Genomic DNA, 12,858 nt, shown 5'->3' on the forward strand with positions numbered 1-12,858 from the left:
TATAAAATAATACTATTTTTATAGATTATTAACACTTTGTTTTCTTATGTCATAAGTTGACGTCTTTATAAAAAAAACATATACTCATATAGTGTGGAAAATTTTTGTTAAATTATCGGTCTGGAGGTTCTCGACATATGTCAATTTTAAAAACTCAAGAAAAGCTTAAACAGCCTAAGGATTTATATTTTTGTTGTTCAATATTTACATTTGTAGGACTTGCATACTATGGTATGAAATTAGTGCTATTGTTATTTCTAGCTGAGCAAGTATCTAAAGGTGGTTTGGGATTAACACCAGCAGAATCTGCATCAATGCTTGCATCTTTTTTAGCATGGACTTATTTTTCTCCAGTTATTGGTGGATGGGTTAGTGATAGATTTTTAGGTCCGAAAAATTGTATTATGCTTGGAATGATAATGGTTTCAATTGGCTACTTTTTAGGATATCTGGCAAATAGCAAAATGGATGTAAACATCATGATATTCTTGTCTGGATTAGGAATAGGTTTTTATAAGGGAAACTTACATACCTTAGTTGGAAACTTATATACTAATGATGACCCAAGAAAGGATGGCGCTTTTTCTATTACATATATGGCTACTAATCTGGGAACATTATTCGGTCCTTTAATCTGTGGTTTGGTCGCTAATGAATGGTTCGCTATGAAAAATGGTACTTCTATAAATATGTATGGTTACAGATATGTATTTTTATTTGCTTCAATTACTGTTTTAATAGGCTTATTATTCTTTATATTTGGTCACAAAAGATTTTATAAATCTTCAAGTAATGAATTTAGTAGTCAAAAAGAAACTATAAAGAAATCATTAGAATATAAAAAATTACTTGCTTCAAAACCATTAACTTCAGTTGAGAAAAAAAGAATAATAGTAATATTAATATTAGCTTTTTTTACAGTATTTTTTTGGATAGCATATAATCAAGCTTCTATGTCTATAGCTTTGTATACAAAAGAACACATAAATCTGACTGTTGGTAATTTTCAAATACCAACCTCATGGATAGATTCATATAATGGTCTTCTATGTGTCATCCTTGGCCCTATATCTGCTCTAGTCTGGGTAAAATTATCTCAGACTAAAAAAGGTGATTTAAGTGTACCTTCAAAAATGAGTCTAGGGTTTATACTATTAGCTATAGCATTTTTATTCATGATAGTCGCAGTTATACAAACAGGAACTAACCCTAATTCAATTCAGAAAGCAAGTGTATTTTGGGTAATTGGATTTTTAACATTCCAAAGTATAGGAGAGATTTGTTTTTCTCCAGTTGGATATGGTATGGTAAATAAACTTTCACCAGAAAAATATATTTCATTCTTAATGGGTGTTTGGTTCTTAGGTAAATTTGCAGCAAATAAATTATCTGGTTATACACAGGCTATTATAGACCACCTTGGTATGTTACAAGTATTTATAGTAATCCCTTCATTTTTATTGATATTTGGAATTATATTACTTATAATGAATAAAAAACTTGTAGAATTATCAAAGTAAAAACTATGTTTAAGTTTAATAGATAATATATCAAAAATCGAGGCATTAAAATGCCTCGATTTATTTATAGTATTCAATTACAAAACTATATAGCTCTAGTATAAACTTTTAACCATTCTCTTTCTTCACCAGTTAGGAAAGGAGATATCTTATCATAAACTAATTTATGATACCAGTTTAAATAATCTTTTTCATCTTGATTCATTAATTCTGGAACTATACCATCTAAATCAATAGGAGCTAATGTAACAACTTCAAATTCCATAAATTGACCATAAAAATTCTTTTCAGCTTTTCTAACTACTATTTCATTTTCTGTTCTTATACCATGAGAACCTTCTATATATATACCTGGTTCATTAGTAGTTACCATTCCTTCTTCAAGAACTGCACTATCAAATCTTTCAGGAACTACTCTCCATCTAAATCCATTTGGAGCTTCATGAACATTTAATACAAATCCTATACCATGTCCAGTTCCACATTGATAATCTATTCCCATATTCCACATACAACTTCTAGATAATATATCTAGGTTGTATCCTCTACAACCATGTAAGAATTTAACCTTAGAAAGATTTATCATACCTCTTGCTACAGAAGTGAAATGTAATTTTAATTCATCACTTATAGGTCCTAATACTGTAGTTCTAGTTATATCAGTAGTTCCATCATAATATTGTCCACCTGAATCTACTAAGAATAAACCTTCAGCTTCCAACTTATAGTTTGATTCTGGAGTTGCACTATAGTGCATCATAGCAGCATGCTCTTTATATGCAGCAATTGTATTGAAACTTGGTTCAAAGAATCCTTCTTGTTCTCTTCTTAGTCCCTCTAATTTTTCAGTAGCACTTATTTCAGTTATTTCTATCTTACCTACATTATTCTTTAACCAGTACATAAATTTAGTGAAAGCTACACCATCTTTAACATGTGAATTTCTTATGTTCTCTAATTCTACCTCATTTTTTTGGGCCTTAAAGAACATTACTGGATTAAACTCATCAACTTTTTCAACTCCACAAGGTATATTATTGTAAATTGCATAGTTAATCTTAGTTCCATCAACTAAAACTTTTTCATCTTTATCTATATGTTTTACAAAATCATATACATCATTATATGGTTTTATTTTTACATTTTCTTTAGCCAATTCATTTAATATCTCTTCATTTAATTTACTTTCATCAACAAATAAATAAACTTCTTTTAAAGTTATCACTGCATAAGAAAGTACAACTGGATTGTATTTAACATCTCCACCTCTTATATTAAATAACCATGCTATGTCGTCAAGAGTTGTTATTACATGAGTAGAAGTACCTTTTTCACTCATTTTTTCTCTCAATCTAGCTAACTTTGAACTAAAACTTTCTCCACAGTATTTAACATCTAATAAAAATGCTTTACTATCTGATAAAGCTGGTCTATCTGACCATATGCTATCTATTAAATCATATTGGTATTCTACTTTTATACCTTTTTTAGATAATTTTTCAGCTAATGTAGCTCCTTCTTTAGCACATATAACTTTACCATCAAAACCTAAAGTTCCACCTTCTGGAATATTTGTATATAAATATTCATCAGTAGTTGGGCAACCTTCTTGTCCCATTTTAAATAATTTTATTGTACTTCCTTCCAATTGAGATTCTGCTTGTATAAAGTATCTTCCATCTGTCCATAATCCAGCTTCATCTTTAGTCACAATAACTGTTCCAGCTGAACCATTGAATCCTGATATAAATTCTCTTGATTTGAAGTAATCTCCTACATATTCACTTTGATGATTGTCAGAAGACGGAATCATATAAGCATCAATATTTTTTTCTTCCATAAGTCTTCTTAATTCATTTACTCTGTCTTTTATATTCACAACAAGACCTCCTCAAAATAATAGTTTGAATAACTAAATATATAAGTATGTAAAGTTTATTACATAAATTTTCCTTTTATATAATTTATATAAATCTTATACACTCTAATTATCACAATTATAATTTTAATTACAATATCTATCTATGTAAAGCTTTTTTTCATAATTAAAGAGGAAATTACGTTTGATTTTATATTCAAATGTAATTTCCTTTATTTTCACTAATTAAGTGTGGATTATTTTGTTTCTGTTAACAAATCCATTGCCATTAATTTTGTCAATATATTTCTTAATCCAAGTAATATTAAACCAAAGATTATTAAGACTCCTGCTATTCCTCCAAAGATTTGCAAAAAACCTAATGTAGCTGTAAATCCAGCAATTTTTCCTGATAACAAACTAGCAAAAAAACTTGTCAGATACCATGCACCCATAGATAATGTAGCATATTTAGCTGGAGCTAATTTATTAAACATTGCAAGACCTATAGGAGACAAAAATAACTCCCCTACAGTTGTAAATATATAGGTTACTACTATAAAAAGTATGCTAGCCTTTATTGTCCCATCTGAACCATTGGCTAATGTGGCCAATACCATAACTATAAAACCAAGACCCATTATTATCATTCCTAACCCCATTTTAACTGGAATAGAAAAGTCGCCTCTTTTAGTATTAGATAATTTAACCCACAAAGCAGCTAATACAGGGCATAACGCTACACATAATATAGCATTTAATGATGTAAGCCATGCCACTGGCATTTCAAATCCAAATAGAGTTCTATTTACATTGTCTCTTACATAAATCATAAATGAACTTTGTGTTTGATAGTATGCTGTCCAAAATAAAACTACAAATAAGAATAATACAACCATTGCTATGATTCTATTTTTCTCTAATTTAGTAAGTGGTCCATACTCAATTTTTTCACCTTTATTTCCCTTAGTAACTGGATGTTTTCCAACTTCTTTTAATAGTTTTGGCGCAAGAAGTGTAAATATAATCATACCAAGCATCATACCTATACCACAAACTAAGAATGCCATCTTATATCCATAAGACACTATATCTCCGTTTACTCCTCTTACTGCAAATACATTATCAGAAAGCAGTCCACATATGATTGGAGCTATGAATGCACCTACATTTACTGCCATATAGAATAAACTATATGCTGCGTCTTTTCTTGATACCTCGGTTTTAGGATATATATCACCAACTATATTAGAACAACTTGATTTAAAAAAACCATTTCCTAAAATGATTATTGATAGACCTACCCAAACCATATTAATAGATGTAGATGATGCAAACAAAACAAAGTCACCTATTGCTATTAAAAGTGCACCTATAGATATACATTTTTGTTGACCTAAAACTTTATCTGCCAACCAGCCACCAATTAATGGTGTAAGATATATAAGACCTGTAAACAAACCAAACATTGAAGTTGCTTCTTGAGTAGAAAGTCCTAGTCCACCTTGAGTTACACTCGCTGTAAAAAATAATACCAACAAAGCTGTTAATCCATAATAACTAAATCTTTCCCATAAAATTGTCATACAAACAAGCCAAAAACTCTTCGGATGACTAGCTTTTTTAGATACGCTTTCAGTATTTGACATAAAAAAACGCCCCCTTATTATTTTTATAGTTAAATTCAGTACTAAGATTAGCTTAATCATTTTAACACATACTTATAATAGCATTTTTTTTTATATTACTCAATAGATTATTGTTAATATTTTCATTTTTTTATTATTATTTTTAAAATTATGAAAATATTCTTTTTTAAGTATTTTTAAAGAATAACTTTAGTATATATATTTGAATAGTATTTTTTTAGCTTTTAAATTTTTTTATTTATTTTTTTTATATTTTATATAGATTTTCAATAAAATAATTTAAATTCAAAATACGTTTTCATTGTTAATTTATGCATGTTATTTTTTTATAATTTCATTTTTAGGCGAATTAATTTTATGATAAAATAATAAAAGCTGTTTAAGTTCTCTATTTAAGAACAAAAACAGCTTTTAGATATATAGATTAATATTTTCTTCTTTTAATAAATTGATTTAATCTATTGCTTTGCTTTCATTTGATATTTATCTGTAATTTTTACATTGTATTTTTCCTTTAAATCATTTATAAGTAAGTTTTGCTTTTCTGATGTTAAAGTACTTACTAAATCTGATTTTACTTCTTCAAATGGTTGATATTTTTCATCTGTTTTCTTAATTATATGGTATCCATAATCACTTTCTACAAGCTTACTAGATATTTCTCCTTTTTTCAAAGCAAATGCAGCTTTTTCAAAAGATTCTACCATTTGACCTTTTCCAAAAAATCCTAAATCTCCACCTGATTCTGCACTACTATCTTCAGAATACTTTTTAGCTAGAGTAGCAAAATCTTCTCCAGCTTCAGCTTTTTTAAGTATTTCTTCTGCTTGTTTTTTAAGTTCAGCTTTTTTACTATCACTGACTTGTTTACCTTTATCATCAACAGTTTTTATTAAAATATGTGAAGCTCTAACTTGTAAATAATTGCTCTTGTTTTTGTCATAATAACTTTGTGCATCTTTATCTGTTACTTTTGATGCTTCATTTAAGTATTTTGATGCTATTAGTTCTTTTTTCATATCGTCTTTTATATATTTCTCAGTCAGGTCAAATTGCTTTAGAAACTCTTCTTTTGTCATTCCCATTGCAGATTCTATGCTAGACATTAGATTATCATATTGAGAATTTAATTCGTCATTAGTTATGCTTATCTTTTCTTTTGCTGCTTCTGAAGATAATATATCTGATGTAATCATAGTCTCAATCATATTTGATTCATATGAACGTATTTCATCATCACTCATAGTATTTTTTGCATTTAAATAAAATAATGGCTCCATTCTTTTTCTTAACATTTCCGCTGTAATTTTTTTATCCCCAATAGTAGCTACTACTTCATTACTATTATAACGCTTTGAAGTGGCTGGTAATTTTCTTCCAGCTTCTTTTCCAGAGACATAGCCTCCACCCAAGCAAATTGCCCCTACTGCAACAATTGCTACAATTGCTTTAAGCTTTTTACTACTTAATTTTATTTCTCTTTTTTTGATTTTGTTATCAGTATTTTTTTCACCTGACACATCATCTTGTTTAGAACTTACATTTTCTGAATTTTTAATTTCATTCAATGTATTATCTTTTGAATTTTTTTCTTCAGACATTAATATCCTCCTTAAATTTAATTGTACAATACTTCACTTTTATTATTTTACATTAAAATAATATTAAATGTGTGAATCATAAATGAAACTCTCATGAATTTAAAATGAAATTAAATATTTCTTAAACTATATCTTATGAAATTTCTTCCTATTTTTGTATCTCCATACTTTAACATTTGTATAACTTCATTTTTTTCTTTTTGCAAATAAATAGAACATTCTTCTAAAGACTTAAATATCTCTAATACTTCGCCTTTTTTATTTACTAATTCAATCTTTTTCTTTCCACCTCTTTTGATTATAGACTTATATTTTTTAAAATATTCATCATATTCTTCATCAATACACTCAAACTTATAATTCATTTTTATTGTTTCAATCTTATCATTAGTTAAAATTTCATTTCTCTTTTTATCAGAAAGTCTTGTACTAAATATTTTGTCATTAAGAATATTAAATATCTCAGATGGAGATTTACTATTTTCTAGATAGCTCCACTCATTTTTACAGTATTCTTCTACATTTAACACTTTACTTAAATAATTTATAGCTTCTCCAAAGTAATCCATATATCCATATTTTAAATTTTCTCTTATGTAGCCAAGTGGTACCTTAAGATTTTTGCTACATTGAATATGAGTATCAAAACTCTTCTCTTCTTTGGTATATAAGTTTATTGCTTTTATACTTCTTCCTCGTTTTATTTTTATTTCTTTTATGTAATTTAAATCTTCTTCTGTTAAATATTCATTTATACCAATTACTTGTTTTTCTTCAACTTCAGTAGTGTTTGTTACTAAAATATTATTTTCACTTCGGTCAATTTCTTCAAATTTTTTAGAATCTGTTTTTTTACTTTCAAGCGGTATTTCTTCTTTATTTAAGTTGATAGATTCATCAGCAATAAATACTTCTTTTTTATCTAATTCTATAGTATTTTTATTAATTAGTGTTTCTTCGCTATTTATACTTTTTTCTATTATTTCTATATCATCAATTATTAATTCTACTTTATTTAAAGTTGTATCATCATTATTAACTATTAATTCTTCTTTATCATTGTTGATTATTAATTCTTCTTCAGATAAGACTTTATTTTTTTTATCACATACCACTTCTTCTTTGCGTAGCACTTTATCTTCTTTATTAGACAAATATTCTTCTTGGTTTAAAGACTCATTTTCTTCACTTACAACTTCCTCTTTACAGCATAATACCTTTTTTTCTTTATCAATTAAATTTTCTTCATACAAAATTTTTTCATTTTTTAATATTATTTCACCTTCTTCTTTTGCTACCTCAACTTTTTGTCTCTTTTTCATAATACCAAACCACTTTTTTAACACTCAATGTTCCTCCTAATACTTTATCTACTCTTTATATTATCACATAAAATATTACTATTTTTAGCAATTCCTTAATTTTTAATTACTTGTCAAAAATTCATCAACATCTGTAACCATAAAACTTTTTTAAAACTTTCTTATCAGCCAAAAACATAGCCTTTATTTCATAGTAATTATATCATGTTTTTATAAAATATTATCTTTTTTAAATTTTTTACTTTTTAATACTATTTAAGATACAATTTATAATATATTTTACCAAATAACAACAATACACTAACACAAGTGTGATAATACTAGATGTTGTAAACTATGGTTAGTAAAATAAGATACAATACTTTCTATTTATGGAGTAAAATTTATAAAAAATGTGAAACGTAAGCTTTACATACAATAAAGAATGGATTTAATTTATCACATAAGTTCTTAAAACTTCATATGACTAATTAAATCCATTGCAATCAACTTTAAACTATGCATTTGATTTTTTTATTATAAAAGGAATGGTTATAATTGTACCTACTAAAGCATCTACCATATCAATCATAGTATCTTCTAGTCCTCCAGCTTGTGTAGTAGTCCCAATAAAAGTATCCGTTAGAAATTCACCTATTTCCCACAAACTAGCCACTCCCATACTAAACATAAATACAAATATAACTAAAAATATTTTACTCATCTTACTTATATCTTTTTGTATATAAAAATATTTAATTGTAGAAAATGCTACAATACATGATATTATACCCGACCATAAATGTAAAAAATCATCATAATAATTTATGTCATAAAAATTAAAACAAGTACCTAATAATGATGCAAACATTATAAATAATACAAGCACAATATATAATTCATTGCTCAAAAGTCTTTTATTTTGCCTATTTAAAATACTTAATATAAAAGTACCAATTAAACTGATTGCTACTAAACCTACATTTCCAAAAGCTCTATTTGTAGCAAAAAATATGGCACATAAAACATATACTATATAAAGTAAAATGGTTATTGGCTTTAAAAGTTTATTCATAAATAATTTACCTTTCCAAAACATTCTATATTCTATAATAACTTAGGATTAACATCATTATCACCATAACCATAAAGTTTTAATGGCTTAAGTGCTGGGCCTTCAAGTATGTTTCCTTTATAGTCAAATCTTGAACCATGGCATGGACAATCCCATGTTTTTTCTTCACTATTAAAATTAAGTTCACATCCTAAATGAGTACATGTAGTATCTACAATATAAAAATCTCCTCTATCATCTTTATAAACACCATATCTTTTTCCATCAATATTAACAATCTTTCCTTCACCACTACTTTTAGGCATATCTCCACTACCTATTTTTAATTTTCCAGTTACATAATTCATAGCTACATTTGCATTTTCCTTTATAAAATCCATTGAAAAATAACTACCTAATCTCGATGGATTGAAAGTGTCCTTATAGTCAGAAGTTTTATTTATTATTAAATCTTTTATTATTATTCCTGCAGCAGTTCCATTAGTCATTCCCCATTTAGAAAATCCTGTAGCTACATAAATATTATTCTCCCTTTTATTGATATAACCTATATAAGGAACATTGTCAAAACTCATATTGTCTTGAGCAGACCATTTACATTTAAAGTCTTTTATCTTAAATACTTCTTTACCATAATGCTCTAAATCATCAAATATTTCTTCTTCAGTTCCACCTTGACCAACTTTGTGGTCTCCTCCTCCAAAGATTAATAGGTTATTATTTTCATCATTACATTGTCTAAAAGTTATTGATGGGTCATCTATACTTATAAATATACCCTCTGGCAATTCATTTTGTAGGACTGCAACCATTAAATAGGCACGTTCAGCATATTCCTTTGCAAAATAAAAATTCAACCCATCATACCATGGACTGTGAGATGAGATTATAACATTTTCAGCTTCTATTATATTATTATCTCCAGTCTTAACTCTACATATAGCTCCTTTTTCTAGGTCTACTATTGGCGTGTTTTCATATATTTTTAGCCCTAAATTTACTGCTACTTCTGCCAAACCATCAACATATTGTTTTGGATTAAATTGACCTTGATTAGAAAAATGAATAGCTCCTTTTACATCTAATGGAATATCATTTATAGTTTCATAATATTCGCAATCTATGCCTATTTTTTTACATGTACGGTATTCATCTTTAATATCCTTTATAGATTCTTCCTTTTCTGTAAAGACAAAAGATGGAATCCTTTGAAAATCACATTTTATATTATTTTCACTGATTATTTTCTCAATCAATTTTAAAGCTTCATTATTTGCATTATAATATGATTTAGCTTTATCTAATCCATATTTTTTCTCTATTTTATAATATACTATATCATGTTGACAAGTTACTTTACCAGTATTTCTGCCTGAAGTTCCATATCCTACTTTATCAGCTTCAACAAGTGCTACTTTTTTACCTTCTTTTGCTAATAGATATGCAGTTGTTAAACCAGTTATTCCTCCTCCTACGACTAGACATTCTACTTTTATATTCTCGCCTAATTTTTCATATTCTTTGGGACTTGAATTTAAAATCCAATACGATTCATTCATTTTAAATACTCCTTTACATGTTAAATAAGAATAGTTTTTCCATCATAGGGTTTATTTATTATAAATAATATAAAAAAATAAATGCAAGACTATATATTATTTGTTTATCATTTTCTCAAAGATACTATAGTTAACCAATCTTATAGCATGCTTTAAAATTCTTTTGAGATTACTTTTAATTGATTTTTATTTAATGAACTTTATTTTTATCTCTATCAATTTATATGTCTATGAAATATATAGTTGATTTTTGTATAGTAATATATTACTATTGATATTACAGGGGGATTATGTAGTTAATGACACTAAAACAAATATTCAGAAAAAGTAAAATGGAGGTTTTATGAAAAACAAAATAATTATAGGCATTACTTGTTTATTTATATTGCTAATGTCTGGGTGTACTTCAAAACATACAACAGAAATAAATTTACTAGCCACTACCGATTTACATGGTAACATCCCTTATGAGTTAACTTCTTATGTAAGGGAACAAAGAGAAAAAGATAAAAATATAACTTTAGTAGATGCTGGAGACTTCTTTGACCGTGGAGTAGCTTTAGGAAGTAGTATGGATGATTATTCTAATGCTATGCTTAAAGATAACAACAACAAAACTGAAAGCTATATTGAAACTCCTATTTCAAAGGACATGAAAGAAGTCGGTTATGATGCTGTAGTTCTTGGTAATCATGAATTTATATCTCTTAATAAATTTCATTTAGACAATATGATATCTGATTTTGAAAAACAAAAAATAGATGTATTATCAGCTAATACTTATAAGAAAAATGGGGATAGCTATACAAAACCATACATAATAAAAAATATTGATACACCAGAAGGAAATGTAAAACTAGGAATTCTAGGACTTACTATAAAAGAAGTTGATGAAGGAAAACAACTAAATGAAAATGGAGAACTTGTAGATTCTAAATCTTTAGAACTAAAAGACCAAGAAGGTTATAGTGGTGAACTATATATGAATGATTTAGTAGAAGATGCTAAAAAATGGGTAAAAATCATGGAAAAAGAAAGTCCAGATATAATAGTAGCTGTTGCGCACACAGGTGAAAGACCTAAAAATCCTAAAAATCCAGGCAATAGAATACAAGATTTAGCTCAACAAGTTGATGGTATTGATGCGATAGTTGCAGGGCATAATCATGTTCAAATTGAACAACACGATTATAAAAACACATTGGGAGAAAAGGTTATAGTTACTGAACCAGGAAAGCATGGAGAATGTATTTCTAAAATTAACTTTAAATTAGAAAAAAATAACGATAAATGGAGTGTAGTTGACAAATCCAGTGAGTTAGTTAAATTTGAGAAAAATAAAGAAGATGAGAAATTTGGACAATTTGTTTCTTCACTTATGAAAGCTAGTGAAAACAATAATGAAATAAGACTGGCAAAAGTAATGCCGCCTGAATGGGATAAAATATTTATCTTTAAGTCTAGAACATCAGCAAACGATATATATAAAGCTGTAGGATATAAATGGAGAAATATATCTTCTCCAAAAGATAGAGATATGCTACAAATTGTCGTTATGAAGAATAATAAACCTGTTACTTATCTATATGGAGAATCAGAGCTTATGCCATTTAATATAAAATGTGATGAATCAGAGTACAAAAACAATGTTGTGACTATTTATCCTAATAAAAATGATAAATTCAAAGTTATAAAAGGTGAAAGAAAATACAATATTAATTTAGAACATATAGAGTAGAGTTTTATTTATACAGTTTCTTAAATATTATAATCTCATAATAAACATATTTTTTAATTTTTTCTTATAATAATTACTATTTTTTTAACATCAATTGAATTGTAAAACATAATAGTTGAAAGTATTATACTATTAATGTAAAATTTATAAAACATGATGTATAACTAAGAAAAAGGAGCTTTTAATTATGGTTCTAAAAATAAGCTTTGGTGGAAATTATCATTTTGATTATATATATGTTCCCAGTGAAATTAATTTAAAAAAAGATAAAATTAGAGATGGTTTTTACAATTGGATTGACAATACAGAAGATGAGCACCCTTTTTGGGAGTACGAAAAAGGTGTAAGAATTGGATTAAACTATAGAGGGGATGCTATTGTATATTGGCTTAACAACTATATCCTAAAAGACACAAAATATAAGTCAAGGCTAATTGAAAGTTTTTCAAGTAAAAAGCTATACTATGACTTAGTTATAAAGCTATAAAGCATTACAAATAACTATAAAATAGATATTCTCATCTGATTTAAAAATTTGACAATGAAATACCCTATAG

9 protein-coding genes are annotated in these 12,858 nt (G+C 27.0%); 3 read left to right on the top strand and 6 right to left on the bottom strand.

Annotation, left to right across the window (positions count from 1 at the left end; genetic code table 11):
* Positions 1-137 precede the first annotated feature (137 nt).
* Complete coding sequence (locus tag IC173_RS10930; protein ID WP_227482758.1) at positions 138-1,520, top strand: peptide MFS transporter; 1,383 nt, start codon at positions 138-140, stop codon at positions 1,518-1,520.
* Positions 1,521-1,605: 85 nt separating this feature from the next.
* Here IC173_RS10930 and IC173_RS10935 read toward each other — a convergent pair whose 3' ends face one another.
* From IC173_RS10935 to IC173_RS10960, 6 genes are all read right to left on the bottom strand, one after another.
* Positions 1,606-3,399, bottom strand: coding sequence for an aminopeptidase P family protein (locus tag IC173_RS10935; protein ID WP_227437295.1), 1,794 nt, complete (start codon positions 3,397-3,399; stop codon positions 1,606-1,608).
* A gap of 236 nt (positions 3,400-3,635) precedes the next feature.
* Complete coding sequence (locus IC173_RS10940) at positions 3,636-5,027, bottom strand: peptide MFS transporter (RefSeq protein ID WP_227845675.1); 1,392 nt, start codon at positions 5,025-5,027, stop codon at positions 3,636-3,638.
* 458 nt (positions 5,028-5,485) lie between these two features.
* On the bottom strand, positions 5,486-6,628 hold the full coding sequence (locus tag IC173_RS10945; RefSeq protein WP_227855531.1) for a peptidylprolyl isomerase: 1,143 nt from the start codon (positions 6,626-6,628) through the stop codon (positions 5,486-5,488).
* A 110-nt stretch (positions 6,629-6,738) separates the two neighbouring features.
* Positions 6,739-7,974 carry a hypothetical protein gene (locus IC173_RS10950; protein WP_227855532.1) on the bottom strand — a complete coding sequence of 412 codons (1,236 nt, stop codon included), beginning with the start codon at positions 7,972-7,974 and terminating at the stop codon, positions 6,739-6,741.
* A gap of 472 nt (positions 7,975-8,446) precedes the next feature.
* Positions 8,447-9,004: a hypothetical protein gene (locus IC173_RS10955; RefSeq protein ID WP_227437303.1), complete on the bottom strand. Its 558-nt coding sequence runs from the start codon at positions 9,002-9,004 to the stop codon at positions 8,447-8,449.
* 32 nt (positions 9,005-9,036) lie between these two features.
* On the bottom strand, positions 9,037-10,563 hold the full coding sequence (locus IC173_RS10960; protein WP_227855533.1) for an FAD-dependent oxidoreductase: 1,527 nt from the start codon (positions 10,561-10,563) through the stop codon (positions 9,037-9,039).
* Between the two features lie 343 nt (positions 10,564-10,906).
* Between IC173_RS10960 and IC173_RS10965 the strand changes: the two genes are divergently transcribed.
* A complete protein-coding gene (locus tag IC173_RS10965; protein WP_227855534.1) occupies positions 10,907-12,301 on the top strand; it encodes a metallophosphoesterase in 1,395 nt (464 codons plus the stop codon).
* A 187-nt stretch (positions 12,302-12,488) separates the two neighbouring features.
* On the top strand, positions 12,489-12,788 hold the full coding sequence (locus tag IC173_RS10970) for a hypothetical protein (RefSeq protein WP_227482764.1): 300 nt from the start codon (positions 12,489-12,491) through the stop codon (positions 12,786-12,788).
* Positions 12,789-12,858 lie beyond the last annotated feature (70 nt).

It is taken from the genome of Clostridioides sp. ES-S-0048-02, from assembly GCF_020658495.1.
Lineage (GTDB): Bacteria > Bacillota > Clostridia > Peptostreptococcales > Peptostreptococcaceae > Clostridioides.

Bases quoted from the DNA above. Each gene is read 5' to 3' on its own strand.
- IC173_RS10930 (WP_227482758.1), top strand. From the start codon at position 138: ATGTCAATTTTAAAAACTCAAGAAAAGCTTAAACAGCCTAAGGATTTA.
- IC173_RS10940 (WP_227845675.1), bottom strand. From the start codon at position 5,027: ATGTCAAATACTGAAAGCGTATCTAAAAAAGCTAGTCATCCGAAGAGT.
- IC173_RS10945 (WP_227855531.1), bottom strand. From the start codon at position 6,628: ATGTCTGAAGAAAAAAATTCAAAAGATAATACATTGAATGAAATTAAA.
- IC173_RS10955 (WP_227437303.1), bottom strand. From the start codon at position 9,004: ATGAATAAACTTTTAAAGCCAATAACCATTTTACTTTATATAGTATAT.
- IC173_RS10960 (WP_227855533.1), bottom strand. From the start codon at position 10,563: ATGAATGAATCGTATTGGATTTTAAATTCAAGTCCCAAAGAATATGAA.
- IC173_RS10965 (WP_227855534.1), top strand. From the start codon at position 10,907: ATGAAAAACAAAATAATTATAGGCATTACTTGTTTATTTATATTGCTA.
- IC173_RS10970 (WP_227482764.1), top strand. From the start codon at position 12,489: ATGGTTCTAAAAATAAGCTTTGGTGGAAATTATCATTTTGATTATATA.